This window comes from Luedemannella helvata, from assembly GCF_039528415.1.
Lineage (GTDB): Bacteria > Actinomycetota > Actinomycetes > Mycobacteriales > Micromonosporaceae > Luedemannella > Luedemannella helvata.
In genome coordinates this window covers 155,793-181,375 of sequence record NZ_BAAALS010000007.1, presented here as the reverse complement: position 1 = coordinate 181,375, position 25,583 = coordinate 155,793, and the positions used below count along the sequence as shown (strand labels likewise).

Annotated in this window: 30 protein-coding genes, 2 tRNA genes and 1 other RNA gene; 20 read left to right on the top strand and 13 right to left on the bottom strand. The window is 70.7% G+C overall.

Going from position 1 to position 25,583, the window contains the following annotated elements; all coding sequences use genetic code 11:
* Window positions 1–16: 16 nt before the first annotated feature.
* The 3 genes from ABD191_RS09855 to ABD191_RS09845 all read left to right on the top strand — a co-directional run bounded on the left by ABD191_RS09855 (window position 17) and on the right by ABD191_RS09845 (window position 1,290).
* The gene (locus ABD191_RS09855; RefSeq protein WP_344079144.1) at window positions 17–178 is read left to right on the top strand and encodes a hypothetical protein; all 162 of its coding nucleotides are present in this window, start codon (window positions 17–19) and stop codon (window positions 176–178) included.
* 87 nt (window positions 179–265) lie between these two features.
* Window positions 266–784: a tRNA adenosine deaminase-associated protein gene (locus ABD191_RS09850; protein WP_344079143.1), complete on the top strand. Its 519-nt coding sequence runs from the start codon at window positions 266–268 to the stop codon at window positions 782–784.
* The gene (locus ABD191_RS09845; RefSeq protein ID WP_344079141.1) at window positions 733–1,290 is read left to right on the top strand and encodes a nucleoside deaminase; all 558 of its coding nucleotides are present in this window, start codon (window positions 733–735) and stop codon (window positions 1,288–1,290) included. Before ABD191_RS09850 ends, ABD191_RS09845 begins: the two co-directional genes overlap by 52 nt.
* Here the strand turns inward: ABD191_RS09845 and ABD191_RS09840 are convergent.
* Complete coding sequence (locus tag ABD191_RS09840; RefSeq protein WP_344079139.1) at window positions 1,228–1,665, bottom strand: acyl-CoA thioesterase; 438 nt, start codon at window positions 1,663–1,665, stop codon at window positions 1,228–1,230. The two genes, ABD191_RS09845 and ABD191_RS09840, sit on opposite strands and share 63 nt — an antisense overlap.
* Before the next feature lie 4 nt (window positions 1,666–1,669).
* The gene (locus ABD191_RS09835) at window positions 1,670–2,302 is read right to left on the bottom strand and encodes a TetR/AcrR family transcriptional regulator (RefSeq protein ID WP_344079138.1); all 633 of its coding nucleotides are present in this window, start codon (window positions 2,300–2,302) and stop codon (window positions 1,670–1,672) included.
* 94 nt (window positions 2,303–2,396) lie between these two features.
* Between ABD191_RS09835 and ABD191_RS09830 the strand changes: the two genes are divergently transcribed.
* A complete protein-coding gene (locus ABD191_RS09830) occupies window positions 2,397–2,729 on the top strand; it encodes an AbrB/MazE/SpoVT family DNA-binding domain-containing protein (RefSeq protein ID WP_344079136.1) in 333 nt (110 codons plus the stop codon).
* A gap of 345 nt (window positions 2,730–3,074) precedes the next feature.
* Here the strand turns inward: ABD191_RS09830 and ABD191_RS09825 are convergent.
* Window positions 3,075–3,164, bottom strand: a tRNA-Ser gene (locus tag ABD191_RS09825).
* A gap of 64 nt (window positions 3,165–3,228) precedes the next feature.
* On the opposite strand from ABD191_RS09825, the gene deoD reads away from it, so the two are divergent.
* A complete protein-coding gene (deoD, locus tag ABD191_RS09820) occupies window positions 3,229–3,936 on the top strand; it encodes a purine-nucleoside phosphorylase (RefSeq protein ID WP_344079134.1) in 708 nt (235 codons plus the stop codon).
* 49 nt (window positions 3,937–3,985) lie between these two features.
* Here deoD and ABD191_RS09815 read toward each other — a convergent pair whose 3' ends face one another.
* Complete coding sequence (locus tag ABD191_RS09815) at window positions 3,986–4,666, bottom strand: hypothetical protein (RefSeq protein WP_344079132.1); 681 nt, start codon at window positions 4,664–4,666, stop codon at window positions 3,986–3,988.
* Between the two features lie 349 nt (window positions 4,667–5,015).
* Between ABD191_RS09815 and ABD191_RS09810 the strand changes: the two genes are divergently transcribed.
* From ABD191_RS09810 to ABD191_RS09800, 3 genes are read left to right on the top strand one after another with little or no spacing between them, the layout of a single operon-like run.
* A complete protein-coding gene (locus ABD191_RS09810; protein ID WP_344079130.1) occupies window positions 5,016–5,375 on the top strand; it encodes a GntR family transcriptional regulator in 360 nt (119 codons plus the stop codon).
* Window positions 5,372–6,277, top strand: coding sequence for an ABC transporter ATP-binding protein (locus ABD191_RS09805; protein ID WP_344079128.1), 906 nt, complete (start codon window positions 5,372–5,374; stop codon window positions 6,275–6,277). The genes ABD191_RS09810 and ABD191_RS09805 overlap by 4 nt, the downstream gene beginning before the upstream one ends.
* On the top strand, window positions 6,274–6,969 hold the full coding sequence (locus ABD191_RS09800; RefSeq protein WP_344079126.1) for an ABC transporter permease: 696 nt from the start codon (window positions 6,274–6,276) through the stop codon (window positions 6,967–6,969). Before ABD191_RS09805 ends, ABD191_RS09800 begins: the two co-directional genes overlap by 4 nt.
* Before the next feature lie 89 nt (window positions 6,970–7,058).
* Here ABD191_RS09800 and ABD191_RS09795 read toward each other — a convergent pair.
* Window positions 7,059–7,146, bottom strand: a tRNA-Ser gene (locus ABD191_RS09795).
* A gap of 52 nt (window positions 7,147–7,198) precedes the next feature.
* Between ABD191_RS09795 and ffs the strand changes: the two genes are divergently transcribed.
* Window positions 7,199–7,293: signal recognition particle sRNA small type (gene ffs / locus ABD191_RS09790), an RNA gene on the top strand.
* A gap of 5 nt (window positions 7,294–7,298) precedes the next feature.
* On the opposite strand, the gene ABD191_RS09785 is transcribed toward ffs, so the two are convergent.
* The gene (locus ABD191_RS09785; RefSeq protein WP_344079124.1) at window positions 7,299–7,994 is read right to left on the bottom strand and encodes a hypothetical protein; all 696 of its coding nucleotides are present in this window, start codon (window positions 7,992–7,994) and stop codon (window positions 7,299–7,301) included.
* 116 nt (window positions 7,995–8,110) lie between these two features.
* Here ABD191_RS09785 and ABD191_RS09780 point away from each other — a divergent pair, with 116 nt between their 5' ends.
* Genes ABD191_RS09780 through ABD191_RS09760 form a run of 5 tightly spaced genes read left to right on the top strand, consistent with a single transcriptional unit; the run spans window position 8,111 to window position 12,899 of the window.
* The gene (locus tag ABD191_RS09780; protein WP_344079123.1) at window positions 8,111–10,588 is read left to right on the top strand and encodes a DNA polymerase III subunit gamma and tau; all 2,478 of its coding nucleotides are present in this window, start codon (window positions 8,111–8,113) and stop codon (window positions 10,586–10,588) included.
* A gap of 25 nt (window positions 10,589–10,613) precedes the next feature.
* Window positions 10,614–11,090, top strand: coding sequence for an RDD family protein (locus tag ABD191_RS09775; protein WP_344079121.1), 477 nt, complete (start codon window positions 10,614–10,616; stop codon window positions 11,088–11,090).
* Between the two features lie 51 nt (window positions 11,091–11,141).
* Window positions 11,142–11,456, top strand: coding sequence for a YbaB/EbfC family nucleoid-associated protein (locus ABD191_RS09770; protein WP_344079216.1), 315 nt, complete (start codon window positions 11,142–11,144; stop codon window positions 11,454–11,456).
* A 5-nt stretch (window positions 11,457–11,461) separates the two neighbouring features.
* Window positions 11,462–12,055, top strand: coding sequence for a recombination mediator RecR (gene recR, locus ABD191_RS09765; RefSeq protein ID WP_344079120.1), 594 nt, complete (start codon window positions 11,462–11,464; stop codon window positions 12,053–12,055).
* A gap of 10 nt (window positions 12,056–12,065) precedes the next feature.
* Window positions 12,066–12,899, top strand: a complete 834-nt coding sequence (locus ABD191_RS09760) for a phosphoribosylaminoimidazolesuccinocarboxamide synthase (protein WP_344079118.1) — start codon at window positions 12,066–12,068, stop codon at window positions 12,897–12,899.
* A gap of 26 nt (window positions 12,900–12,925) precedes the next feature.
* Here ABD191_RS09760 and ABD191_RS29230 read toward each other — a convergent pair whose 3' ends face one another.
* The 4 genes from ABD191_RS29230 to ABD191_RS09740 all read right to left on the bottom strand — a co-directional run bounded on the left by ABD191_RS29230 (window position 12,926) and on the right by ABD191_RS09740 (window position 16,837).
* Entirely contained in the window at window positions 12,926–13,318 is a 393-nt protein-coding gene (locus ABD191_RS29230) for a hypothetical protein (RefSeq protein WP_425560698.1), read from the bottom strand.
* On the bottom strand, window positions 13,213–13,890 hold the full coding sequence (locus ABD191_RS09750) for an HNH endonuclease family protein (RefSeq protein ID WP_344079116.1): 678 nt from the start codon (window positions 13,888–13,890) through the stop codon (window positions 13,213–13,215). Before ABD191_RS09750 ends, ABD191_RS29230 begins: the two co-directional genes overlap by 106 nt.
* 214 nt (window positions 13,891–14,104) lie before the next feature.
* On the bottom strand, window positions 14,105–15,832 hold the full coding sequence (gene leuA, locus ABD191_RS09745; protein WP_344079114.1) for a 2-isopropylmalate synthase: 1,728 nt from the start codon (window positions 15,830–15,832) through the stop codon (window positions 14,105–14,107).
* Window positions 15,833–16,087: 255 nt separating this feature from the next.
* Window positions 16,088–16,837 carry a hypothetical protein gene (locus ABD191_RS09740; protein WP_425560692.1) on the bottom strand — a complete coding sequence of 250 codons (750 nt, stop codon included), beginning with the start codon at window positions 16,835–16,837 and terminating at the stop codon, window positions 16,088–16,090.
* 294 nt (window positions 16,838–17,131) lie between these two features.
* Here ABD191_RS09740 and ABD191_RS09735 point away from each other — a divergent pair, with 294 nt between their 5' ends.
* From ABD191_RS09735 to ABD191_RS09725, 3 genes are all read left to right on the top strand, one after another.
* A complete protein-coding gene (locus tag ABD191_RS09735; protein WP_344079110.1) occupies window positions 17,132–18,397 on the top strand; it encodes an aspartate kinase in 1,266 nt (421 codons plus the stop codon).
* A 6-nt stretch (window positions 18,398–18,403) separates the two neighbouring features.
* Window positions 18,404–19,465: an aspartate-semialdehyde dehydrogenase gene (locus tag ABD191_RS09730; RefSeq protein ID WP_344079109.1), complete on the top strand. Its 1,062-nt coding sequence runs from the start codon at window positions 18,404–18,406 to the stop codon at window positions 19,463–19,465.
* A 70-nt stretch (window positions 19,466–19,535) separates the two neighbouring features.
* Window positions 19,536–20,312, top strand: coding sequence for a class I SAM-dependent methyltransferase (locus ABD191_RS09725; protein ID WP_344079107.1), 777 nt, complete (start codon window positions 19,536–19,538; stop codon window positions 20,310–20,312).
* On the opposite strand, the gene ABD191_RS09720 is transcribed toward ABD191_RS09725, so the two are convergent.
* Window positions 20,309–21,238, bottom strand: a complete 930-nt coding sequence (locus tag ABD191_RS09720) for a GGDEF domain-containing protein (RefSeq protein ID WP_344079105.1) — start codon at window positions 21,236–21,238, stop codon at window positions 20,309–20,311. The two genes, ABD191_RS09725 and ABD191_RS09720, sit on opposite strands and share 4 nt — an antisense overlap.
* A gap of 264 nt (window positions 21,239–21,502) precedes the next feature.
* Here ABD191_RS09720 and ABD191_RS09715 point away from each other — a divergent pair, with 264 nt between their 5' ends.
* Entirely contained in the window at window positions 21,503–22,135 is a 633-nt protein-coding gene (locus tag ABD191_RS09715; RefSeq protein ID WP_344079103.1) for a GOLPH3/VPS74 family protein, read from the top strand.
* Here the strand turns inward: ABD191_RS09715 and ABD191_RS09710 are convergent.
* Window positions 22,132–22,854: an AMIN-like domain-containing (lipo)protein gene (locus ABD191_RS09710; RefSeq protein ID WP_344079101.1), complete on the bottom strand. Its 723-nt coding sequence runs from the start codon at window positions 22,852–22,854 to the stop codon at window positions 22,132–22,134. The genes ABD191_RS09715 and ABD191_RS09710 overlap by 4 nt on opposite strands.
* 91 nt (window positions 22,855–22,945) lie before the next feature.
* Window positions 22,946–23,506, bottom strand: a complete 561-nt coding sequence (locus tag ABD191_RS09705; protein ID WP_344079099.1) for a GNAT family N-acetyltransferase — start codon at window positions 23,504–23,506, stop codon at window positions 22,946–22,948.
* Between the two features lie 37 nt (window positions 23,507–23,543).
* Between ABD191_RS09705 and ABD191_RS09700 the strand changes: the two genes are divergently transcribed.
* A complete protein-coding gene (locus ABD191_RS09700) occupies window positions 23,544–24,023 on the top strand; it encodes a MarR family winged helix-turn-helix transcriptional regulator (RefSeq protein ID WP_344079097.1) in 480 nt (159 codons plus the stop codon).
* Between the two features lie 48 nt (window positions 24,024–24,071).
* Window positions 24,072–25,370, top strand: coding sequence for an MFS transporter (locus ABD191_RS09695; RefSeq protein WP_344079095.1), 1,299 nt, complete (start codon window positions 24,072–24,074; stop codon window positions 25,368–25,370).
* The last annotated feature ends 213 nt before the right edge of the window (window positions 25,371–25,583 follow it).

The window sequence follows — 25,583 nt, the reverse complement described above, 5'->3', positions numbered from 1 at the left end:
GCTCAGTCTCGGCGACATGGTGTGGAACCCGCAGCGGCTCGATCCGGATCGCCGCCGGCGGCGCCTGGAGGTGCTCGCCGAGCTGGCGAGTGCCAAGGCGCTGCGGGAACGCACCGGTTTGCGACGCGTGGGCGCGCTCATCGTGCCCCGCGTGCCGCGCCGCCGCGTCGCCAACTGAGCCCGCGATCCGGGCGCCCGGGCCGGTCGCCCGCGTACATGATCGTTCGTTGTTCAAGGTCGGGGTGCCAAGTCGTCCGGGGGGACCGTGTCTTATTTCGCCGCAGCGCTGGTCAGGGGTGCCGGGGCGTGGGCCGCGTCTGAGTTCTCGCTCGCCGGCCTCGCCGACATCGAGGACGTCGCGGACCGTCTCCGCGACATCGATCCCGACGCCGACACGGCGCTCCTCTTCGTCGAGTCCGACGACTCGTACCTGGTGATCGTCCGCCTGGATGAGGGCGAGGACCTGCGGGTCTTCGGCTCCGACGCCGCCTTCGCGGACGAGTCGCGCCTCGGCGCGCTCCTGCTGGGCGAGATCGAGGAGCCCGTACTCGACATTGAGGAGGAGACCGCGGCGCCGGCGGACGACGACGCCGGGCAACCACCCCTGACGCCGCCGGACGCGGACCCGGTGGGCGACGCGGACCTGCTCGCCGACCTCGGCGTGCCGTCGGCCCGGCTGCTCGCGCTCTGCGCGCAGGAGGGCATGCTGCCCAGCGACATCACGGCCGAGGTGTGCCAGGCCATCGGCGCGGGCGACGAGGTCGAAGAACTGCGGGAGGCGTGAGCGGGCGCAGGGCTCGTCACGAGGCGTGGATGCGGCGGGCCCTTGAGGTGGCCGCCGCCGGGCCGGTCGCGGCCGGGCAGCCGGCGGTCGACATTCCGGTCGGCGCGGTCGTCTACGACCCGTCCGGCGTCGAGCTGGCGAGCGGTCGCAACGAGCGCGAACTGACCGGCGACCCGACCGCGCACGCCGAGATCGTGGCGCTGCGCCGGGCCGCCGCCCAGCGCGACGGGTGGCGGCTGGACGGCTGCACCCTCGTCGTCACCCTCGAACCCTGCACGATGTGCGCGGGCGCGCTGGTGCTGGCCCGGATCGAGGTGGTCGTCTTCGGCGCGTGGGAGCCGAAGACCGGTGCGGTCGGGTCGCTGTGGGACGTGGTGCGCGACGCCCGGCTCAACCACCGGCCCGAGGTCTACGCGGGGGTGCTCGAGCCGGAGTGCGCGGCGCTAATGAGAGATTTTTTCCGGCGTACGCAGCAGGCCGGCGGCGATGCCCCGAGCCTCCTCTGACCAGGCGGCGGGACGCAGCGTCCGCGGGTCGAGCTTCACGTTGACCCGCCGGCCGTCGGCGTAGAGCTCGTCCCCGTCCGGCGAGGTGAACTCGAAGCCCACGACCGCGCTGGTCTCGCCGAGCTTCTCCAGCCAGAACCGCAGGTTCACGTCGCCGGTGCCCCGGATGGGCCGGTGGTAGGTGATGCTGAACTCGCGCACCGCGTTGATGACGTCCGTGCTGGTCGGCCCGCTGGCCGTGATCGAGTGCCCGCGCTCGGCCCAGAAGGCGGTGATGGCCCGCTCCAACATGAGGGCGTACCGCGCGTTGTGCACGATCCCCATCGCGTCCAGGTCATCGAAGTGCACCGTGACGGTGCGGGTGTGTCCGGTCATGCGTTCACTCCTCAGGCAACAGGGTCGGGTCGGTCAGCAGCGGCCGCAGCAGGCGCAACACGGCAGCGCGGGACAGGGCGTACGTGCGGTCGGGCTCGTGCAGCCGCGACCGGTAGACGGCGGCGGTGCCGGCGGCGTCGACGCCGAACGCGACCAGCTCCGGGTCGGTGCCCGGCTTGAGGTCCCCGAGCTGGACGGCTTCGCGGGCGAGGCGTTCCAGGGTGGCCAACCACTCGGCGGACACCTCCGCGAGCCGGTCCCGGACCGGGCCGGTGCGCGCGTCGTACTCGTACTGCGCGTTCGCGAAGAAACAGCCACCAGGCAGTACGCCGTCGGCGTAGAAGCGCAGGCGCGACTCGTGCACGGCGAACAGGCGCCGCACGCCCCTGGGGCTCTGCAGCGCCGGCCGCACGACCACGTTGGCGAACTGCTCCCGGGCGTGCTCGATGGTGGCGAGCTGGAGTTCCTCCTTGGAGGCCCAGTGGGCGAACAGCGCCGACTTGGTCACCGGCAGGCGCTGGGCCAACTGGCTCAGTGAGAGGCCGCCGAGTCCCTCGACGGAGGCGAGCTCGATCGCCGCGTCCAGCACACTCGTCCTGGTGCGCTCGCCGCGCGCCAGCCGCCCATCGGTCGTCACGCCGGTGACTCTACCCGACTAACCGATCGGTCGGTCACATTGTTAGCGCCGTCACACGGAGTACATTCGGAGTATCAGAAAGTCGGAGGTCGCCATGACAGCGGAAACGCACCACGACAGCCAGCCGGGCCGAGCCGTGCTGCGCGCCCGAGGGCAGGTGACCCTTCCTGCTCACGTCCGGATGGAACTGGGACTACGCGACGGGGATGACCTCATCGTGACCGTCGATAGCGGCCGCGTGATTCTCACGCCCGCCACACTCGTGCCGCGCGACCAGGACTGGTTCTGGACGCCCGAGTGGCAGGCCGGCGAGCGACAGGTGGACGCCGAGTTGGCCGCCGGCAAGCCTGGTCAGGTCTTCGGCAGTGATGAAGAGTTCCTCGCCACCCTGGCCGCCGGAATTGACGACCCAACCGTCCTGCGGTGACCCCGACATACGAGAGTCGACCGATATTCGGTGCCGACTACCGGAAACTGACCCCCGAGCAGCGCAAGCGCTTCCTCGCCGCAGTTGCCGAGATGGTCGACGACCTCAAGAACGGACGCCCGTTCCGTCCCGGCCTCCGCGTTAGGCGGGTACAGGCGACCTCCGGCGTATGGGAGATGACCTGGGCACCCGACGGACGCGCCACCTGGCAGTACGGCAGGGAGGTCCACCCCGGCGAACCGCACATCATTTGGCGCCGCATCGGGACCCACGACGTCTTCCGAGCGCCTTAGCGCACACGAGAACGCCCAGCCGACCGGTAAGGCGGCTGGGCGTTCGTGCTTGTGGCGGTGGCGGCGGGATTTGAACCCGCGGAGGGCGTAAACCCTCACACGCTTTCGAGGCGTGCTCCTTAGGCCACTCGGACACACCACCGCCGAGAAGGGTACCGGACGATCCGGCGGCCCGTCGAAGAGGTATCCGCCTAGGATCTCCAGACATGAGTACGCACATCGGCGCCAAGCCGGGCGAGATCGCCGAGCGGGTCCTGATGCCGGGCGACCCGCTGCGCGCGAAGTGGATCGCGGAGACGTTCCTTGAGGGCGCGACGTGCTATTCCACCGTCCGGAACATGTTCGGCTTCACGGGCACGTACCAGGGCGTACGGGTCAGCGTGCAGGGGTCCGGCATGGGCATGCCGTCCGCGTCGATCTACACCCACGAGCTGATCAACGAGTACGGCGTAAACACCCTGATCCGGGTGGGCTCGTGCGGGGCGATCACCGAGGACATCGGGTTGCGGGACGTCATCGCGGCGATCGGGGCGTCCACGGACTCGAACATGAACCGGTTCCGGTTCGACGGGCTGGTCGACTACGCGCCGGTGGCGGACTTCGCGCTGCTGCGCAGCGCCGTCGACGCCGCCGAGGCGCGCGGCATCCCGATGCGGGTGGGGCCGGTGTTCGCCGCGGACGCCTTCTACATCGAGAAGGAGGGGTTCTACGACCGGCTGGCCGACTACGGCGTACTCGCGGTGGAGATGGAAACCGCGGCGCTGTACACGATCGCGGCCCGGTACCGCGCCCGGGCCCTGACGATTCTGACGGTGAGCGACCAGCTCAGGACGCTCCAGCACGCGTCCGCCGACGAGCGGCAGCAGACGTTCAGCCAGATGGTCGAGGTCGCCCTGGACGCGGTGATCAGCTGATCGGGTCGTCGCGACCCGGCCCGCACCGGGCCGGGTCGCGACCCGGACCTCAACAGGTGTCGAGGCGTTGGGTGTAGAGCGCCCGGACCGCGTCCTCGGCGCCCACGATCAGCTTCTGGACGGTCTGGCCGTCGTGCAGGACGAGGTACGCCACGCCGTTGGGGTGGCGTACGAATGAACCGGCGAACGCCGGTGAGCCGGCCGGCGGCGTGAGGCGCTCGGCGTTCGGGTAGGCCTCGTCGAGAGCGACCTTCGTGTCGCCCACCATGATCCCCTCGGGCGTGTGCAGCGGGGGGAACGCCCAGATGAACGCCAGCCGGTCGTGGTCGAAGACCGGGTCGGCGTGGTCGACGCCGACGAACTGGCGGGCGCAGCCGTGGGTGGCCTCGGCCAGCTTGCCGGCGGCGGTGAGTTCGCCGACGGACTGCCCGATCTGGACGCCGTGCAGCCCGTTGAAGCTGATGACGTTGGGGTCGCCGGTGGTCGGTGCGGGGGCCGGCGTCGCCGTGGTGGCCGCCTTGATGGAGGCGCTCGGGGCGGCGACCGGCGTGGGCCGGGGCGACGGGATGACCGGCGACCGGGGTGTGCCCTGGGCGGCGGCTGTCGTGACCTGGTCGGTGTGGTCGGTGCTCGCGGCGGTACCGATGGACGCGTTGTCCGGCCCGCAGGCGGCGAGGGCGAGCGCACACAGCCCCGCGGTAGCGGCGGCTGGCGCGAATGATCGCCTCATCGTCATGTGTCCCCCTTCGGGCCGGCCGGGTGTCTCCCAGCGCGGTTCCCACGGCCTGAGCCGGCCGCGGTGACGTGTGCGCACCCTGGGGGGATTCGGGTGCCGTGTGTGTGCCGGCGCGTCGGTCGAGCCCGGGGGACCGCGGTGGAGGACCGCTTCCGGACGCCGACTGGCGCGCCGCATGCATCGACATTAGCTCAGTGCTACGAAACCGCTACCCCTGGTGACTATGGAAAACGTCTCTTGACTTCCGCGTTCGTCGGTTGCATGGTTAGTTACATGAGTAATGAACCAACACACCGGGGTCCGTGGGCTACGGGGGGCCACGGACCCCCAGTGGGCGGCCCTGGTGGATGACGGCCGGCCGCTCTTCCTGCAGATCGCCGAGATGATCGAGAACTCGATCATCGACGGTTCGCTCGCCGAGGAGGCCCAGGTGCCCTCCACGAACGAGCTGGCGGCGTTCCACCGGATCAACCCCGCCACCGCCGGCAAGGGCGTTAACCAGCTGGTCGACGACGGAACCATCTACAAGAGACGAGGCATCGGGATGTTCGTCACGACCGGCGCCCGGGCCAAGCTCATCGCCCGCCGCCGCGACCAGTTCGCCCAGCAGTACGTGCGACCTCTGCTCGCCGAGGCCGAAAAGCTCGGCCTCAGCGTCACCGACATCAAGTCACTGATCGACCAGTGGGAGGAGAAGCCGTGACCATCACCGTCACCGGTGTGTCGAAGGCCTTCGGCGGGGTCACGGCCGTCGACGACGTCACCTTCACACTCAAGGAAAACCGGGTGTACGGGCTGCTCGGCCGCAACGGGGCCGGCAAGACCACCCTCATGCAACTGCTCACCGGCCAGCTGTTCCGCACGGCCGGCGACATCAGCGTCTTCGGCGCCGACCCGGTCGAGAACGAGGCCGTGCTCACCAGGATGTGCTTCATCAAGGAGAGCCAGCGCTACCCCGACCAGTTCCAGGTGCGCCACGTCCTCGCCAGCGCGGCCATGCTCTACCCCAACTGGGACGCGGACTTCGCCGCCGCGCTGCTCGCGGACTTCGCGCTGCCCACCAACCGGCGCGTCAAGAAGCTCTCCCGCGGCATGCTCTCCGCCCTCGGCGTGATCGTGGGCCTCGCCGCCCGCGCCCCGGTCACCCTCTTCGACGAGCCGTACCTCGGGCTCGACGCCGTCGCCCGGCAACTGTTCTACGACCGGCTGCTCGCCGACGTCGCCGAGCACCCGCGCACCGTCGTGCTGTCCACCCACCTGATCGACGAGGTCGCCGATCTGCTCGAGCATGTGATCGTGATGGACCGCGGCCGGATCGTGCTCGACCGCGAGGCCGACGCGCTGCGCGGCGAGGCCGCCCTGCTCACCGGCCCGTCGGGCGTCGTCGACGAGCTGACCGCCGACCTTGACGTGCTCCACCTGGAGCGCCTCGGCGCCATCGCCCGCGTCACCGTGCGCGGCGTGCTGGACAGGGACACCCGCGACGACGCGGCGGCACGCGGCGTCACCGTCGAACCGGCCACGTTGCAGCAACTCTTCGTGCGCCTGACCACCCAGTCCGCAGCCGGCCCTCAGCGGGCACCCCAGAAGGAGGCGACCCGATGAACCGGGCCCTGCAGGTCGTCCGCATCCAGACCTTCACCGCGCAGAACGGCCTGACCTGGCCGTGGGTCATCCTCGCGACCGCGTTCGTCATCAACGTGGCCCTCTTCTCCGTCATCGGCGACGACATCCCCGGGGGCCCCAAGACCGGCGCGCTGGCCAGCATCTACCTCACGGCGGCTGCGGTCGGCGCCGTCCTGGTGCACCAGCACCTGCCGTTCATGCTGGGCTTCGGCGTCACCCGGCGCACCTTCTTCACCGCCACCACCGTGCTCACCGCCGCCTGGTCGCTCGGCTCGGGCGTGGTGCTCTACCTCCTGGCCCTGATCGAACGCGCCACGGACGGCTGGGGCATCCGGATGTCCTTCTTCGACCTGCCGTTCCTGGCCCGCGACAACCCCCCACTGCAGATCATCGAGTACGCCGTGACGCTGCTCGCCCTGGTGTTCTGCGGGTTCACGCTCGGCGCCATCATCCTCCGCTTCGGGGCGACCGGCTTCTGGATCTTCACCGTGGCGGCCATCGTGGCCCTCGGCGCGGCGGCCATCCTGATCACGTGGCAGCGCTGGTGGGGCGCGCTGATCGGCTTCTTCGCCGACCAGCCGACGGCCGTGCTGCTCACCGTGTGGCCGGTTGCGATAGCGGCCGTCGCGGCGGCGGGCTCCTGGCTCATCATCCGCCGCGTCACCCCGTAGCCCGCCCGGAACAGTTATGGCGAGAACCGGTCACCAGGTGACCCGTTCTCGCCATAACCCTGTCAGCGAAGAGCTTTGTGCTGCTCAGGTGGCGGAGGATACGAGATTCGAACTCGTGAGGGTTTTATCCCAACACGCTTTCCAAGCGTGCGCCCTAGGCCTCTAGGCGAATCCTCCGCCGGCAACGATACCGAAGGGTTGGCGGCTCGTGCACTCGGGTACAGTGGTCGGAGCCTCTCGTGCGGCGTACATCTCGTGAACCTCCCCAGGGCCGGAAGGCAGCAAGGATAAGCGGGCTCTGGCGGGTGCACGAGAGGCCCTTTTTGTGCCTAGCCGCGCCGCCGCTCGTGGGCCTCCAGGAACTCCCGGACGCCGCGCGCGGCCGTGAGCGCCTGCCGGATGTGTTCGTGAGCCGTGGTGATGACGCGGGCGATCCGCTCGACGGCGGCCGGCGCTGCCGCGATCACGGCGTCGGCCTTGCCCGCCAGCAGCCGCTGGGCCCGCGTGACGGAGATCCGCAGGGTGCGCAGCTGGCCCTCGGCGGCCCGTGTGTTCGCGCCGGCGGCCGTGGCGTTGGCCACCCGGCCGACGAACCGGCCGCGTACCTCCATCAGCGACGCCGCCGTGGCGGTGTCCGTGTCGGCCGCGATGACGGCCCGGATCCTCGGCCGTACGGCGCTGAACGCGTCGCGGCGCTCCACCAGGTCGGCGGCGGCGGCCCGCAGGCCCCGGTTGGTCCGCTCGGCCGCGACGCGGGCGCGTAGCCGGGTCAGCAGGGTGCGTTCGTGGCTGACGAGCGCCGTGAGGGCCGCCTTGTGGCGGTGGGTCAGGTGCTTGGCGTCCGCGACCTGCCGGGCGCTGCGGCCGAGCGACTCCAGCCGCTCGTCGATGCGTTCGGTGACCTGGGCGCGGTGCTTGTCGAGGTTGTCGGGGGCGGCCAGGGCCGGTCCGGCCGGGACGATCAGGGCGGCGGCCAGGCCGCCTGCCACGGCGGCCTGGACAACGAGACGCGTGATGTTGGTCATGCCGCGAGTGTCATCCGACTAAAACGGAAATCAAAGAACAAAACACCTTTCTCGTACCCGTGCCGCGCGGCGCCACGCTCATGTCGTCCGTCGTACCGGCGCGGTAGGTTGTCCGGGTGGCTCTGGCGCTGTACCGCAAGTACCGGCCGCGCACGTTCGCCGAGGTCATCGGGCAGGATCACGTCACCGCGCCGTTGATCCAGGCGCTGCGCACGGGTCGGCTCCATCACGCGTACCTGTTCTCCGGCCCGCGCGGCTGTGGGAAGACCTCGTCCGCGCGCATCCTCGCGCGCTCGCTCAACTGCGAGAAAGGGCCGACCCCCGAGCCGTGCGGCGAGTGCGATTCCTGCCGCGCCCTGGCCCCCGACGGCCCCGGCTCGATCGACGTCATCGAGATCGACGCGGCCAGCCACGGCGGCGTCGACGACGCCCGTGACCTGCGCGAACGAGCCTTCTTCGCGCCGGTGTCGAGCCGCTTCAAGGTGTACGTCATCGACGAGGCCCACATGGTCTCGACCCAGGGCTTCAACGCGCTGCTCAAGCTCGTCGAGGAACCCCCGTCGTACATCAAGTTCATCTTCGCCACGACCGAGCCCGAGAAGGTGCTCGGCACGATCCGGTCGCGGACGCACCACTACCCGTTCCGGCTGATCCCGCCGGGCGTCATGCGCCCGCACCTCGAACAGCTCTGCGCCGCCGAGGGCATCGCGGTCGAGCCGGCCGTGTTCCCGCTCGTGGTGCGGGCCGGCGGCGGCAGCGCCCGCGACTCGCAGTCCGTGCTCGACCAGTTGATCGCGGGCGCCGGGGAGCAGGGCGTGACCTACGCCCACGCGGTCGCCCTGCTCGGCGTCACCGACAGCGCCCTGCTCGACGAGGTCTGCGACGCGCTCGCGGCGGCGGACGGCGCGACGGCGTACGCCGCGGTCGACAAGGTCGCCGAGGCCGGGCACGACCCGCGCCGCTTCGCCAGTGACCTGCTGGAGCGCCTGCGCGATCTGATCATCCTGCAGCAGGTGCCGGACGCGATCGACAAGGGCATCATCGACGGCCCGCCCGACGAGCTGGACCGGATGGCCGCCCAGGCCAGCCACTTCGGCCCCGCGACCCTGTCGCGCATGGCCGACATGCTGCACAACGGCCTCACCGAGATGCGCGGCACCACCAACCCGCGCCTGCTGCTCGAACTCGTGCTCGCCCGGATGCTCCTGCCCGGGGCGGACGACTCAGCGGCCGCGCTGCTCCAGCGCATGGAGCGCATGGAGCGCCGCCTCGCCGCCGCCCCGGAGGCACCGTTCGCCGCGCCCGCGGCCGTCGCCCCCGCCGCCGATCCCCTTCCCGCCCCCGCCGCCGACCCGGCGGGCCACCACCCCACCGGCGGGGCGGGGTCCCGCGACTCCGGCGTCCCGGCCGCCGTGGCGCCCGCGAGCCAGCCCCCGCGCGAGGAGGCTCCCGCCAGCCCTCCCGAGGCCGCCGGCCCGTCGGTCGCGCCCCCCGGCGCCGACGGCGCGGCCCCCGGCCAGCTGGACGTCGCGGCCGTGCGGTTGGTCTGGGACGACCTGCTCGCCGCCGTGCGCCGCAAGAGCCAGAAAACCGCCGCGCTGGCGCGCGACGCGATCGTACGGGCGCTCGACGGCGATACCGTCGTGCTCGTCGTGAAGTCCTCCGCCCTGGCGACGATGCTGACGGACAACTCGGCGCTGCTGGTCGAGGCGCTCTACGAGCGGTTCGGCGGCACGTGGCAGATCCGCTGCGAGGTCGGCGGGGACGCCGCCCAGCGCTTCTCGCCCGGCTCCGCGCCCGCCCAGCCGGCCCGCTCCGGTGGCGCGCCGCGTCCCGCCCAGGGTCGCGACGCCACCCGGGCCGCGCCGCAGGGCGCCGGCCGGCAGAGCGGCGGTCAGGGTCGCGGTCCGGGCGGGGCGGCCGCCCCGGTGCGCGCCACGCCGGCGCCCTCCGGCGATGACGACGACTGGCCCGACACGGCCCAACCGGGCAGCGCGGCCAGGGCGGCGGGTCCGAACGCGGCCGCGGCGGGCGCCGGTCAGGTCGCACCGGCCGGCGTCGGCCCGTCGCTCGGGACCTCGGGATCGGGCACCGGGCTCGAAGAGGCCGCCCGGCCGAGCCAGCCGCCTTCCGTGAGCCAGGCCGGCCAGCTCAGCGCCGCGACCCAGACCGGTCAGCTCGGCGCCGCGGCCCAGGCCGGCCCGGCCGCTGCGCGCAACCCGGCGGCTGCGATGGGGCCGGCCGCACGGGCGGGCGCGGCGGCGCGGGCCGCGGCCGCGGCGCGCGCGGGAACCGCCGGCCGGGGGACTGTTCCGGAGCCGGGCGGGGGGCTGCCGCGGGCACGCACGGCGCCCGCTGTCGCCCGTACGCCGGGAATGGGCCGCGCGGACGACGGCCCGCCGGCGGACGAACCCCCGTTCGACCCGGACTACGACAAGCCGAGCGGGGACCGGTTCTACGACGGGTTCGACCCGGGCGACGAGCCGCTCGACGACGAGACCGAGGCGAGCCTCGGCACCAGCGAGGAGCAGGCCCTGCGGCTGCTCGCCGAGAAGCTCGGCGCGGAGAAGATCAGCGAAACGCCCTCCCGCTAACGGGTGACACCGGAACAATACGGGTATGTCCTATCCGCCGCCTTCTGTCCAACCGCCGCAGTACTACACGATGCCGACGCCGCCCTACGCCAACTGGTTCGTGCGCGCCGGGGGCTTCCTCATCGACTGGGTCGTCGTGGCCATCCCCTCGGCGTGCGGGAGCTGTATCGGCCGGGCGACATCGGACGAGAACGGCAACTACACCGGTCTCGGCGGCCTCATCGGCGTCGTGTTCGGCCTCATCGCCCTCGGTCTGCTCATCTACAACCGCTGGTACCTCGGCGGCACCACCGGCCAGACGTGGGGCCGGCGGGTCATGAGCACCCGACTGGTGGCCATCAACGGCGGGCAGCCGATCGGCATGCTCAAGGCGTTCCTGCGCGACGTGGCGCACATCGTCGACTCGATCATCTGCTACATCGGCTGGCTCTTCCCCTTGTGGGACGCCAAGCGGCAGACACTCGCCGACAAGATCATGAAGACGGTCGTGCTGAAGGTCTAGGCTCAGGGGGACATCCCGGCCCGACCTGAGGAGCGCACCGTGCGTCCCGGAATGAACCCGCAGAAGCTCATGCTCCAGATGCAGCGCATGCAGCAGCAGATGGAGGCGGCCCAAGCCGAACTGGCCGAGACCGAGGTGACCGGCACCGCCGGCGGCGGACTGGTCACGGTGACCGCGACGGCGTCCGGCGAGTTCCGCGGCGTGAAGATCGACCCGTCGGCGGTCGACCCCGAGGACGTCGAGACGCTGGAGGACCTCGTCCTCGCGGCCATCCACAACGCTGCCGCGGCCGGCAAGGAGCTCTCCGACGCCAAGTTGGGCCCGCTCACCAGCGGTCTGGGCGGCCTCGGCCTGCCCGGCTTCTGACGCCGATGTACGAGGGAGCCATCCAGGACCTCATCGACGAACTCGGCCGGCTGCCCGGCGTCGGCCCCAAGAGCGCCCAGCGGATCGCGTTCCACATCCTGCAGTCCGACAAGATCGACGTGAACCGGCTCGCCGCGGCGCTCACCCGGGTCAAGGAGCAGGTGCGCTTCTGCGACACCTGCTACAACGTGTCCGAGACGGAGCAGTGCCGCATCTGCCGCGACCCGCGCCGCAGCGACGAGCTGATCTGCGTCGTCGAGGAGCCCAAGGACGTCGTCGCGATCGAGAAGACGGGCGAGTTCCGGGGGCGCTACCACGTGCTCGGCGGGGCGATCAACCCGCTCGACGGCATCGGCCCCGACCAGCTGCGCATCCGCGAACTGATGTCCCGGCTGGCCAGCGGCTCCGTCAAAGAGATCATCCTCGCGACCGACCCGAACACCGAGGGCGAGGCCACGGCGACCTACCTGGCGCTGCTGATCAAGCCCATGGGACTTTCGGTGACCCGGCTCGCCAGTGGGCTGCCGGTAGGCGGGGATCTCGAGTACGCGGACGAGATCACACTTGGCAGGGCATTCGAGGGCCGCCGCGCGGTCTAAGGTGTTCGCCGTGAAGCTCCTGCACTCCGGGAAGGTCCGCGACGTCTACCTCGACGGCGACGATCTCATCCTGGTCGCGTCCGACCGCGTGTCCGTCTACGACGTCATCCTGCCCACGCCGATCCCGGACAAGGGCAAGATCCTCACCCAGCTGTCGCTGTGGTGGTTCGACCGCCTCGCCGACCTGCTGCCGCACCACATCATCTCGGCCACGGACGTGCCCGCCGAGTTCGCCGGCCGGGCGGTGCGGTGCAAGCGGCTGGAGATGGTGCCGGTCGAGTGCGTCGCCCGTGGCTACCTCACCGGCAGCGGCCTCACGGACTACCGGGCCTCCGGCAAGGTGTCCGGGGTCGCTCTGCCGCCCGGGCTCGTCGACGGGTCCGCGCTGCCCGAGCCGATCTTCACGCCCTCGACCAAGGCCCCCATGGGCATGCACGACGAGCCCATGACGTACGACCAGGTCGTCGACAAGGTGGGCGCGCAGGTCGCGGCCGACCTGCGCGGCATCACGCTCGCCGTGTACCGGCGCGGCTCCGCGATCGCGGCCGAGCGGGGCATCATCATCGCCGACACCAAGCTGGAGCTGGGGTACTCGGCGGACGGCGCGCTGACCCTGGGCGACGAGGTGCTGACCCCGGACTCGTCGCGGTTCTGGCCGGCCGACGAGTGGGCGCCGGGCCGCCCGCAGAACTCGTACGACAAGCAGATCGTCCGCGACTGGGCGGTCAGCACCGGCTGGGACAAGACCGCCCCCGGCCCCGAGGTGCCCGACGAGATCGTCGACCGCACCCGCGCCCGCTACGTGGAACTCTACGAACGCATCACGGGCGACCGCTGGAGCTGATCGCAGCGGGTGGCGTGACGCGACGGTCAGCCCTCGGGGCGGTGGAGGGTCGCGACCGCGATCGTGTGGATCGCGTCAATGTCCTTGAGGTCGGCCAGCTGCGAGCGCGCGCCCGTCACCGTGTACCACTCCGCCGCGTCCTTGTACTGGACGCGGACGACCACATTGAGCGCGTCATCGACCTCGGTGCGCAGCGTGAGGTCGCCCGTCACGACGCCCACCTCGTCGGTCATCACGCCACCCGGCCCCGGCACGATGTCGGTGACCCGCTGCTCCGTCATGCGCCCACTCTCCCATCCTCGGCGGACGCGCGTCAGCAGGTTGCCAGCATGTCCTCCAGCGCCGACTTCTCTTTGGCCGTGATTGTCAGCTTCCAGTAGGACTTCACGGTTACCCAGTCGGTGGCGTACTGACACCAGTAGTCCTGGGCCGGCGGCTTCCAGGTCGACGGGTCCTGGTCGCCCTTGGAGCGGTTGCTTGAGGCGGACACGGCGAGCAGTTGCGGCCGCTCCATGTCGTTGGCGAAGTCGCTGCGCTCGTCGTCCGTCCACTCCCAGGCCCCGGCGCGCCAGGCGGCCGCGAGCGGCACGACGTGGTCGATGTCGAGGTCCCGGGCTACCGAGAAGTCCTTGCCGTCATAGACGCTGTGCCACGAGCCCTCGGTGACCTTGCAGTCGCTGGCGGTCTTTACGTTCTTGCCGTCGCGCTTGAGGACCGCCTCGCGGGTGTCACAGCCGCCGCCCTGGCTCGTCCAGTGCGGGAACCGGTCGCGGCTGTACCCGGACATCGAGTGCCACTCGGCGACCTTGAGCTGGGTGAGCATGCCGCGTGCCGCCCCGCCGCCCGGGGCCGGCTTGGTGACGTTGCCGCCGCCGCCACCGCCGTTGTTGTTGTTCTGAGCGGGGGTCGGGGTTTCGACGTCACAGCTGCCAGCGGTCAGCAGCAGTCCACAAACGACAGAGGCGAGGATGACGCGGAGGGGTGAACGCACGCAGACAGCATGCCCTGCGCGTGCGACAGGAACCAGGCACCCGGACCGAAGTACCCGGGTGTTTCGCTCACGTTATGGCGTTATGCGCGGCGTGCGGGGCGGAAGCCCGACACAACGACTCGGCCGCGAACGTCGGGTTCGCGGACAGGCCGGCACTGAGTCTCCGGTACGTGGTCTTCCGCGTGACGGCCACGTACCGGAGACTTCTCACGACCTAGCCGCGGGTGCCGCGGTTGACGGCCGAGGCGACCGCGCGCAGCGACGCGGTGACGATGTTCGCGTCGATGCCCACGCCCCAGTACGTCCCGCCGTTGACCTCGCACTCCACGTACGCGGCGGCCTGCGCGTCCCCGCCGGACGACATGGCGTGCTCGGCGTAGTCCAGGACCCGGACGGAGATGTCCACGTCGGACAGCGCGTTGACGAACGCGTCGATGGGACCGTTGCCGACGCCGGTGAGCTGCCCGGTCGGGCCGCCCTCGGCGACCAGTTCCACCTTGCCGTCGACGGTCGCCGCCGAGTACGTCGACACGGCCACGGTCGGGTTGATCTGGTGGTCCACCAGGTACTCCTGGGAGAAGATCTCCCACATCGCGCCCGGCAGGACCTCGCCGCCCTCGTCGTCGGTGTGCCGCTGCACCACCCCGGAGAACTCGATCTGCAGCCGGCGCGGCAGGTCGAGGTTGTGCTCCTCCTTCATGATGTACGCGACGCCGCCCTTGCCGGACTGCGAGTTCACCCGGATCACGGCCTCGTACGAGCGCCCGACGTCCTTCGGGTCGATCGGCAGGTAGGGCACGCCCCAGGTGAAGTCGGCCACGGCCGTGCCGGCCGCCGCGGCGTCGCGGTCCAGCCAGTCGAAGCCCTTCTTGATGGCGTCCTGGTGGGAGCCGGAGAACGACGTGTAGACCAGGTCGCCGGCGTACGGGTGGCGCTCGTGGACGGGCAGCTGGTTGCAGTACTCGACCGTGCGCTTGATCTCGTCGATGTTGGCGAAGTTGATCTGCGGGTCGATGCCCTGCGAGAACAGGTTGAGTCCCAGGGTGACCAGGTCGACGTTGCCGGTGCGCTCACCGTTGCCGAACAGGCAGCCCTCGATGCGGTCCGCGCCGGCCAGCAGGCCCAGCTCGGCGGCAGCCACGCCCGTACCCCGGTCGTTGTGCGGGTGCAGGCTCAAAATCACGCTCTCGCGCCGGGGCAGGTTGCGGTGCATCCACTCGATCGAGTCGGCGTAGACGTTCGGCGTGGCCATCTCCACGGTCGCCGGCAGGTTGATGATCAGCGGCCAGTCCGGGGTGGGGTCGATCGCCTCGATGACGGCCGAGCAGATCTCCAGGGCGTACGACAGTTCCGTGCCCGTGTACGACTCCGGCGAGTACTCGTAGAAGATCTGGGTGTCCGGGGTGTGGATCTCGGCGTACTTCTTGCACAGCCGCGCGCCGGTCGTGGCGATGTCGGTGATGCCGTCCTTGTCCAGCCCGAACACCACGCGCCGCTGCAGCACGGACGTCGAGTTGTAGAAGTGCACGATCGCCCGCTTGGCGCCGCGCAGCGACTCGAAGGTCCGGTCGATCAGGTGCTCCCGGCACTGGGTGAGCACCTGAATGGTCACGTCGTCCGGGATCAGGTCTTCCTCGATCAGCTGCCGGATGAAGTCGTAGTCCGTCTGGCTGGCGGCGGGGAACCCGACCTCGATCTCCTTGTAGCCCATCTGCACCAGCAGCATGAACATGCGCCGCTTGCGCTCCGGCGACATCGGGTCGATGAGGGCCTGGTTGCCGTCGCGCAGGTCCACGGCGCACCAGCGCGGCGCCGTCGTGGTCACCCTGGTCGGCCAGGCGCGGTCGGGCAGTTCAACATCAAAAACCTGCTGGTACGGCTGATAGCGGTGTACGGGCATCGTGCTCGCTACTTGCCGCGCGATGGGGTCGGTCGTGGCCATGGTGAGTCGCTCCTCGTTTCGCGGGTGATCAATTCGGCAGGTGATCAAATTGACCGGCCGCGCGACTCACACGGAGACGCTCAGGCGTGGCGCGCAGAAACACCGCGACGAGGTGCCGGCCTTCACGCCGGGATGTTCCCCGGGGCTACTAAGCCTCGTCGCGGCGCATAAGAAGGAGGAGCGCCTGCCACATAGCGCCCCCGACAATACACGCTCGGCAAACGGCCCGCACGGGCGACCACTGGGCCAGCGGGTTCAGGGCTGCGTGGTCGTGCCCGGCGTGGGGGACGGAGGGGGCGGCGGGGCGGCGACCGACAACGGGCCGCCGGGGACGATCGGTGCGGGCAGCGCGATGGAGGCCGGCGCCGGGTCGGGGGTGCCGACCAGGACGAGCGTGCCGAAGGAGGTCCGGGCCGCCGTCAGGGTGCCGTCCGCGTTGTAGCAGTAGATCCCCGGGTCGACGGGCGCCGCGAGCGCGGCCGAGTTCGACTCGATGGAGTAGCAGGTGCCGGAGGCCTTTTCCAGCCGCTGGGCCACGGCGACCGAGAACGGCGCCGCCGGGTCGAGCAGCACGTCGATCCAGTCGGTGAAGATGTGCTGGACCTTGGGGTCGGTCCCGCTCGTGAGCTTCTTCACCTTGACGCAGCCGGGGGTGACGCGGGGCGCGGCGGGGTCGGCGGCCGTGGCGGCCGCCGGGCCCAGGGCGCACTGGAACAGGCCGTCGGTCGAGCGGAACACGGCGGCGTCGGCGTACCCGCCGAGCAGGCCCGCGGGCACGGAGACCACCCACGAGTTGTCCGTGGCGAGCGCCACGGTGACGGTGCGTTCATCGCGGTTGCGGGTGCGCAGGGTGTAGGTCGCCACGTACCGGCGGTCCTTCGCGGTGGCCGCGCTGGCGGCGAGCAGGTCCCGCGCGGCCTGGCGGGGGGAGGCCGCGGGCGTCGCGGACGGTTGCGGCGTGGGCGCGGAGCCGCCGCAGCCGGCCACGGCAGTGACCAACGCCACTCCCGTCAGGACCCCGAATCGCCAGCTCGTGGCGTGGCCGCCGCGGGACACCTTCCGAACCCGGGGGGGCAAAGTACGGACGATATTCGAGAAACGAGGACGTGAGCGCACGAACATCATTGTCAACGACCCTTCCACCGGATGGTGGGATCGACTCTCCCGAGCGTTCGGGGCCGCGAGTATCCTGGTCAGGAGCTCGTCGGCGCCGGCCGGCCATATGGCCGACGGCGCTGTGCCTTGTAACGGCACGGTTTCCGGCGAGCGGAACGCAATCCGAGAGGAGCGACGGCGCACGTGGCCTTGATCGTGCAAAAGTACGGTGGCTCGTCCGTGAAGGACGCCGAGCGCATCAAGCGCGTCGCCGAGCGCATCGTGGCCGCCCGCAAGGCGGGCGACGATGTCGTGGTCGTCGTCTCCGCCATGGGCGACACGACCGACGAGCTTCTTGACCTCGCCCACCAGGTGAGCCCGCTGCCCGCCGGGCGCGAGTTGGACATGCTGCTGACGGCGGGCGAGCGCATCTCGATGGCGCTGCTCGCGATGGCGATCCACAACCTCGGCTTCGAGGCGCGCTCCTACACGGGTTCGCAGGCCGGCGTGATCACGACGTCGACGCACGGCAAGGCGCGCATCATCGACGTGACGCCGGGCCGGCTGCGCCAGGCGCTCGACGAGGGCGCGATCTGCATCGTGGCGGGCTTCCAGGGCGTGTCGCAGGACACGAAGGACATCACCACGCTGGGCCGCGGCGGCTCCGACACCACCGCCGTCGCGCTCGCCGCCGCCCTCAAGGCCGACGTCTGCGAGATCTACACGGACGTCGACGGCATCTTCAGCGCCGACCCGCGGGTCGCGCCGAACGCCAGGCACATCGCCCAGATCACCTACGAGGAGATGCTGGAGCTGGCGGCGTGCGGCGCCAAGGTCCTGCACCTGCGCAGCGTGGAGTACGCGCGCCGGTTCGGCCTGCCGATCCACGTCCGTTCGTCGTACTCGCAGCAGACCGGCACCATGGTCACTGGCTCAATGGAGGACCTTCCCGTGGAGCAAGCACTCATCACCGGCGTCGCGCACGACCGCAGCGAGGCGAAGATCACCATCGTCGGGGTGCCGGACGCGCCCGGCGAGGCGGCCCGGATCTTCTACACGGTCGCGGCGTCGGAGAGCAACATCGACATGATCGTGCAGAACGTCTCCACGGAGTCCTCCGGTCGTACGGATATCTCCTTTACCCTGCCGAAGTCCGACGGCCCGTCGGCGATGGCCGCACTGGGCAAGATTCAGGAGAGCGTCGGCTTTAAAGGCCTCCTCTACGACGACCACATCGGTAAGGTCTCGTTGATCGGTGCGGGCATGCGCTCGCACCACGGGGTCGCGGCGAAGTTCTTCGGAGCCCTCGCCGAGGCCGGCGTCAACATCGAAATGATCTCCACGTCGGAGATCCGCGTCTCGGTCGTGTGCCGCGACACCGACCTCGACCAGGCCGTGCGTGCCGTGCACGACGCGTTCGAGCTCGGCGGCGACACCGAGGCGATTGTGTACGCGGGAACCGGGAGGTAAGGCGAGATGGCAGACAGACCCACGCTTGCGGTGGTCGGTGCGACCGGAGCGGTCGGCACGGTCATGTTGGAGCTGCTCACCGCCCGCAAGAACGTGTGGGGCGAGATCCGCCTCATCGCCTCGCCGCGCTCGGCGGGCAAGACCCTCACCGTCCGCGGTGAGGAGGTCATCGTCCAGGCGCTGGCCCCGGAGGTCTTCGACGGCGTCGACGTCGCCATGTTCGACGTGCCGGACGAGGTGTCGATGGAGTGGGGCCCGATCGCGGCCGCGCGCGGCGCGATCGTGGTCGACAACTCGGGCGCCTTCCGGATGGACCCGCAGGTGCCGCTCGTGGTGCCGGAGGTGAACCCGGAGGCCGCGCGCAACCGGCCCAAGGGCATCATCTCGAACCCCAACTGCACGACGCTCACCATGATCGTCGCGATCGGCGCGCTGCACCGCGAGTACGGGCTGCGCGAGCTGATCGTCGCCTCCTACCAGGCCGCGTCGGGCGCCGGCCAGGTCGGCGTCGACACGCTGCTCAACCAGATCAACAAGGTGGCCGGCGACCGGGCGCTGGGTTCGCGCGCCGGCAACGTCCGCCAGGCCATCGGCGAGGACCTCGGGCCGTTCCCGGCGCCCCTCGCGCTCAACGTCGTGCCGTGGGCCGGCTCGCTGCGCGAGAACGGCTGGTCGAGCGAGGAGCTCAAGGTCCGCAACGAGTCCCGCAAGATCCTGGGCCTGCCCGACCTCAAGGTCTCCGCGACCTGCGTGCGCGTCCCGGTCGTGACCGGCCACTCGCTGGCCGTGCACGCCGTGTTCGGCGCCGAGGTCGACGCCGAGGAGTGCAACGAGCTGTTGCGCGGCGCCCCCGGCGTGGTGCTGGTCGACGACCCGGGCGCGGGCGAGTTCCCGATGCCGGCCGACGCCGTGGGCACCGACCCGACGTGGGTGGGCCGCATCCGCAGGGCGCTGGACGACCCGCGGGCGATCGACATGTTCGTCACCGGCGACAACCTCCGCAAGGGGGCGGCGCTCAACACCGCGCAGATCGCCGAGCTGCTCGCCGCCGAGCTGACGAAGAGCTGAGCCACTGAGCCGTGGGGCCCGAGAAAATATCTTGGGCCCCGCGGCCTTTTACCAGCTAATCTCTGCCGCCATGGACATCGTGGCGCACAACAGGGATGCCTGGGACCGGCAGGTCGACAGCGGCAGCGAGTGGACGAAGCCGGTCGGCCCGGACGTGATCGAGCGCGCCCGCCGCGGCGACTGGTCGATCGTGCTCATCGGCCACGAGCCCGTTCCGCGGGACTGGTTTCCCGCGTCGCTGGTCGGCGTCGACCTGCTCGCCCTCGCCTCGGGCGGCGGCCAGCAGGCCCCGGTGCTCGCGGCGGCCGGCGCGAACGTCACCAGCCTCGACAACTCCCCACGCCAGCTCGAACGCGACGGCGAGGTGGCCGCACGGGAGGGCCTGACCCTGCGGCTGGAGCAGGGCGACATGGCCGACCTGAGCCGCTTCTCCGACGCCAGCTTCGATCTGATCTTCCATCCGGTGTCGAACCTGTTCGTCCCGGACGTGCGGGCGGTGTGGCGGGAATGCTTCCGGGTGCTGCGCCCGGGCGGGCTGCTGCTCGCCGGCTTCCTCAACCCCGACCTCTACATCTTCGACGCGGACGCGCTCGACAGCCGGGGCGAGTTCGTGGTGCGCCACGCCCTGCCCTACTCGGACCTGACGCACCTGACGCAGGAGGAGCGCGACCGGGTGTTCGGGCCGGGAGTGCCGCTCGAGTGGAGCCACACCCTGTCCGACCAGATCGGCGGCCAGCTGGAAGCGGGCTTTGTCCTGACGGCCTTCCAGGAGGCACCACACAACGCGGGCCCGACGGCCCGGTACATGCCCGGCTACTTCGCGACCCGGGCCCGCAAGCCGGCCTAGTCCGCCATGCGCGCCGCGTCGCGGCCGGCGCGCTTGGCCTCGTACAGGGCCGCGTCGGCGCGGCGCAGTGTGTCGGGGCCCTCCTCGTCGGCGCGGCGCAGGGCCACGCCCGCGCTGACCGGGTGCCCGGCGGCGCGGGCGGCCCGCAGCAGCCGTTCGGCGATGGCGAGCGCCTCCGGCTCCCCGGCGACCTCGACGATCACGGCGAACTCGTCGCCGCCGACCCGGTAGAGCCCGTCGCCCTCACGCAACGTGCCCTGCAGCGCGTTGCCGAGGCGGATCAGGGCGCTGTCGCCGGCCTCATGGCCGTACTCGTCGTTGATGGTCTTGAAATCGTCGACGTCGAGCGCGATCACGGCGGTGCGCCCGGGGATGGTGCGGGCGAGCCGACGCCGGAACGGGCGGTGGTGGCGCAGGCCCGTGAGCGGGTCGCTGTTGGCGAAGCGGTGCAGGGCGTCGAGCTTGCCGAGCCGGTCGAGGCTGGCGACGTGGTGGGCGGCGACCAGGTCGAGCAGCGGGGCCACCGCGCGGCGGGCGTTGACGACCAGCAGCGCGCCGCCGTTCATGGGCGCGGTCGTCGCGGCACTCAGGCCGTGCCCGGCGAGCAGGTCGGTGGGGCCGGCAGACGCCCGGCACAGGCGCTGGCACAGGTCGGTGGGCAGGCAGCGCAGCCGTTCGGCGAGGTCCGGGTCCCCCTCGGCGCGCAGTTCGCCGTCGGGCTCGATCACCGCGGCGACCGCGGCGTCCGTGACCTCACGGGCCGCCACGAGAGTACGTTCGGTGAGCTCCGCGCGGTCGCCCGCCGACGCCATGGCGAGCGTGCGCCGCAGGGCGTGCGCGTACGCGCTGACGGCCAGGTCCGACGGGCCGGGGGCGGCGACGCCGTCGGGTGTGGTGCCGTGGACCAGGTACAAGCTGAGGGTCACTTTCGCGGGAAGGGAGTGAGAAGTTCTCACGTCCGTTTCCAAGGTTACCGACCGGTTGCCAGGGGCGCCTCATCGGAACGCACACTCCTAGCGATCTTTCAGATACGTTCGGTGCAAGTTTCGCGGCGGGTACGCAAGGGGTCACCTGGTCGACAACCGGATGCCGTGGGCGGTAGCGGGCGATCGCACGCTCGGCATTGATAGGACTACCAAGGGTCCGCTACTGTCGCCGCGACGACACGGGGCCTAACCAAGGACTGCCCGATGCGACAACTGCCGCTCGCGGACGAGTTCTACCTGATCAGCCACGACGAATACACCGGCAAGTGCCATATCAACGCCAAGGTGTTCGACTCGGGGCTGGCCGGCGCGGTCCTGGCGGAACTGGCCGTGCGGCAACGGATCACGATCGTCAACGGGCTCGTCACCACGATCGACCAGCGCCCCCACCGGGAGCGGGTCAGCGACGCCGCCCTCGCCGAGATCCTCAAGGAACGCGCGGAGCATCCCGTCCGGACCTGGGTGGAATACCTGCGCAAGGACGCGCTCGAGATGGTGCGGCCCCGGCTCGTCGACGCCGGCCTGATCTACCGGGTCCAGTCGCGAAGCATGCTCCGCTCGACCGTCCGCTACCCGGCCGTGGACCGCAACCAGGCCGCGGCGCCCCGGGCCCGGCTGCGCTACATGCTCGACCATCCCGAGCTGCTCGACGAGCCGACCGCCGTGCTGTCGGGCCTGGTCCTCGCGGTCGGCATGACCGACCTCATCGCCGTGCGTGGAAAAGAGGCCCGGGAGGGTCTCGGCCGGTTCGCCGACACCCTCCCGGACGTACTTAAAGAGATCGTCACGGCCGTCGAGCTGGTCGCCGCGACGATCGCGGTGGCACCCAAGCTCTAGTTCTGTGCGACATCGAAGGCGACGACGTAGAAGAAGCCGCCCTTGCCGTCGGGCTTCTTCGTCAGCTCGCCCACCCGGATCTTCAGGATGTGGTCGCTGTTCGGGGTGGACTGGATGCCCAGCCCGTACGTCACGTAGCCCTCGAAGTCGCCGCCGAAGGCGTAGCTGCGCAACCTCGTGAAGCCGATGTGGTTGGCCGGCTTGACCTTCAGCGAGTTGTGGCTCTCGTCGTCATGCTGGCGCGCGTTGCTGAACTGGATGCGCAGGAACGAGTTGCCCTCCAGCTTGATCGGCTCGCCCTGCCCCTCGTTGAGCACCTCGCGCGCGTAGTTGAAGTTGTAACTGGGCATGCCGTCCCGGAAGTAGAACGAGATCCGGGCGAAGCCGTCCTTCTCGTGGTTGCCGACGTGGATCTCGGCCAGGCGCGGCAGCGGCATCGCGTGCGGGTTGTCGATGCCCACGCGCGTGCTGGGGATGTTCCAGTTGTACCGGACCTTCCACGTCCCCTGCGGGGTGCCGGCGGCCGTCTTCGTGGCGGGCTTGGCGGTCACCGGGGCGGTGGTGGCGCCGCCGCCCGGTCCCGTCGTGACGGTTGCGGCCGAACTGGAGCCGGAGCCGGGCGCGGTGGTGGTGCCCCCGGTGCCGGTGTTGCGGGTTGGGGTGCAGGCCGCGGCGGTCAAGGCCGCGACACAAACCCCGATGAGTACGAGTCTGCGCATGGTGATCTCCGTTCCGAGCCCCTCGTGGCGGCCTGAACACGGTCGCGTCCCTATGACGCGATGGTGCGCACCTCGGTTGGCATCCATTCGGTCACTTGCGCGACAGCCACTCCTCGCGGGTGATCGCGTACTCGACCTCGCCGAACTCCGTGCCCGGGATCGGATCGTCGAATTCCATATGGAAAGTGCGCACGTGGCGCAGCCCGGCCTTCTCCATCACGCGGCGCGAGCCGGTGTTGACGGCCATCGTCTCGGCGAACACGCGGCGCATGCCCCGGGTGGTGAACGCGTCCGCGACCAGGGCCCGGGCGCCCTCCGTGGCGTACCCGTGGCCCCAGGCCGGGCGGCGCAGTCGGTAGCCGAGTTCGGCCTGCGTGTCGTCGCCATTCGCGGGAAAGGCGAGGGAGTGCCAGCCGAGGAAGTGGCCGGTGGCCTTCTCCACCGTGGCCCACTTTCCGTGGCGCGGCTGCGTCGAGTACGCCTCAATGATCTTCGGTAGCAGCTCGTCGCGCACCGTGGCGTACGGCGTGGGTTTGCCGTTGGTGAGGAAGCGCATGACCTCGAAATCGCTGTCGAGCTCGACGAGGAGACCGACGTCGTCGGGGGTGAACCGGCGCAGGATCAGGCGCTCGGTGGTCAGAACTACGTCCACGAACGGATTATCCGCGAGCCGACCTATTCTGGTGGGTATGGCGACTCCCAAGCGCACCGTGCTCGACCTGACCGGCCTGTTCACGCACGCCGGGCACGTGCTGAACACGCGACTGGCGGCGGAACTCGCCGAGGTGGGCTTGAGCGTGCGCATGCAGTGTGTGCTCGTCCACGCGCTGGAGCGCGACCGGACGCAGATAGAGCTGGCGGAACTCGCCCACCTGGACAAGACCACCATGGTGACCACGGTGGACGAGCTGGAGCGGGCCGGGTACGCGGTGCGCCGGCCGTCGGAGACCGACCGGCGGGCGCGGATCATCGCGGTCACCCCAGCGGGCGCGGAGGCCGCCGCCGTGGGGCAGAAGATCGTCGACCGGGTGCACCGGGAGGTGCTGTCCGCGCTGCCTGGACCCCCCGATGACTTCGTCGCCGCGCTCGCGACGCTGGTGGACGGACCGCTGGCCGCACCTGTTCCGTCAGCGCAGGGGGTCCGTCGCGCCCGCGCTCCCCGAAAGTAGGTCGCTAAGGGATCGTCTATTATTAGATTATCTGTTACGGTCGTTGCCGTGACAGGTTCTCCTTCGCGCGGCCTCGCGCTCGCCGTGCTCTGCGCCATGCAACTGATGATCATCCTGGATGGGAACGTGGTGGCTCTCGCGCTGCCGGCCATCCAGTCCGACCTAGGGTTCTCCCCGTCCGGCCTGGCGTGGGTGGTGAACGCCTACCTCATCCCGTTCGGCCTGCTCCTCCTGCCCTTCGGCCGCCTCGGCGACATGATCGGCAGCCGCCGGGTCTTCATGGCCGGGCTGGCCGTCTTCACCGCCGCGTCCCTCGCGTGCGGCCTGGCGACCAGCGCCGAAATGCTGCTGGCGGCCCGGGCGGTGCAGGGCGCGGGCGGCGCGGTGGCCGCCGCCGTCATCCTCGGCATGATCGTGACGGCCTATCCGCTGCCCGGCGAGCAGGCGCGGGCCCTGGGCCTGTTCAGCTTCGTCTCCGCCGCCGGCGCCGCGATCGGCCTCATCGGCGGCGGCGTGATCACCTCGGCACTCGGCTGGCACTGGACCTTCCTGGTGAACGTCCCCATCGGACTCGGCGCGCTTCTCCTGACGCCGTTCGTCGTGCCGGCGTCGCCCGGCGCGCGCGGGCTCCGGTGGCCCCGCGTCGCCGTCGGGCCGGCACACCTGACGGCCGCGCTCGTGATCGCCGCCGGGTTCGGGTTCCAGTTCATGACCGCGCTGTACATGCAGAACGTGCTCGGCTACTCGGCGGCCGAGGCCGGCCTGGCGTTCCTGCCCGCGCCGATCGTCATCGGCGCGGTGTCACTGCTCCTCGCGCCCGCCCTCACCTCCCGGTACGGGGCGCGACGGGTACTGCTCCTCGGGCTGGGCCTGTTCGTGGCCGGGCTGTTGCTGCTCAGCCGCGCCCCCGTCGCCGGATCGTTCGTGGTCGACCTGCTGCCGGTGTTCGTCCTCGCGGGCATCGGAGTGGGGCTGGCGATCCCGGCCGTCACCATGCTGGCCATGGCGGGCGCCGCGCCGTCGGACACCGGGTTCGCGTCCGGGCTGGTCAACACTGTGCAGCAGGCGGGCGCCGTGGTCAGCCTCGCGGTGCTGACGAGCGTCGCGGCGGCCCGTACGCGGTCGGTTGCCGACGCCACGCCGGAGGCGGCCCTGCGGGACGGCTACATGCTCGGTGCCCTACTCGCGGCCGGCTTCCTGGCGGTGGCACTCATCGTCACGGCATCAACGGGTAGAAGGCGGGCACCCGCCGTTCCGGCTGAAGGGCCCCTCAAGGAAGGCCGCCGCGGCATCGTCGACGGCTCCCCTGTCGACGCGGCCGGGCGGGTGCACTGCGATGTCACGTAGGCCCCCCTTCAACGTTCCGTTTGGTCCCGGTGCCCAGCTGGATGGGTGCGTTGGTAGCGGATGCGTCAATGGCGCCGGGTCGTCAGCCATCTCCGTCCGAATCTTGGCATGCAAGGCCGCCTATGGCCGGCTTTCCATGCCAAGATCCGAGACTTGCACGGTTGTAGCTAGTCGACCTGGCGTCATTGTTGAAGGGTGAAATCCTCCTGGCGC

Coding starts and splice junctions, on each gene's coding strand:
- ABD191_RS09855 (WP_344079144.1), top strand. CDS start 17: ATGGTGTGGAACCCGCAGCGGCTCGATCCGGATCGCCGCCGGCGGCGC.
- ABD191_RS09700 (WP_344079097.1), top strand. CDS start 23,544: ATGGCGACTCCCAAGCGCACCGTGCTCGACCTGACCGGCCTGTTCACG.
- ABD191_RS09785 (WP_344079124.1), bottom strand. CDS start 7,994: ATGACCAACATCACGCGTCTCGTTGTCCAGGCCGCCGTGGCAGGCGGC.
- ABD191_RS09815 (WP_344079132.1), bottom strand. CDS start 4,666: ATGAGGCGATCATTCGCGCCAGCCGCCGCTACCGCGGGGCTGTGTGCG.
- ABD191_RS09775 (WP_344079121.1), top strand. CDS start 10,614: ATGTCCTATCCGCCGCCTTCTGTCCAACCGCCGCAGTACTACACGATG.
- ABD191_RS09730 (WP_344079109.1), top strand. CDS start 18,404: ATGGCAGACAGACCCACGCTTGCGGTGGTCGGTGCGACCGGAGCGGTC.
- recR (WP_344079120.1), top strand. CDS start 11,462: ATGTACGAGGGAGCCATCCAGGACCTCATCGACGAACTCGGCCGGCTG.
- leuA (WP_344079114.1), bottom strand. CDS start 15,832: ATGGCCACGACCGACCCCATCGCGCGGCAAGTAGCGAGCACGATGCCC.
- ABD191_RS09710 (WP_344079101.1), bottom strand. CDS start 22,854: ATGCGCAGACTCGTACTCATCGGGGTTTGTGTCGCGGCCTTGACCGCC.
- ABD191_RS09800 (WP_344079126.1), top strand. CDS start 6,274: ATGAACCGGGCCCTGCAGGTCGTCCGCATCCAGACCTTCACCGCGCAG.
- ABD191_RS09715 (WP_344079103.1), top strand. CDS start 21,503: ATGCGACAACTGCCGCTCGCGGACGAGTTCTACCTGATCAGCCACGAC.
- ABD191_RS09770 (WP_344079216.1), top strand. CDS start 11,142: ATGAACCCGCAGAAGCTCATGCTCCAGATGCAGCGCATGCAGCAGCAG.
- ABD191_RS09725 (WP_344079107.1), top strand. CDS start 19,536: ATGGACATCGTGGCGCACAACAGGGATGCCTGGGACCGGCAGGTCGAC.
- deoD (WP_344079134.1), top strand. CDS start 3,229: ATGAGTACGCACATCGGCGCCAAGCCGGGCGAGATCGCCGAGCGGGTC.
- ABD191_RS09840 (WP_344079139.1), bottom strand. CDS start 1,665: ATGACCGGACACACCCGCACCGTCACGGTGCACTTCGATGACCTGGAC.
- ABD191_RS09830 (WP_344079136.1), top strand. CDS start 2,397: ATGACAGCGGAAACGCACCACGACAGCCAGCCGGGCCGAGCCGTGCTG.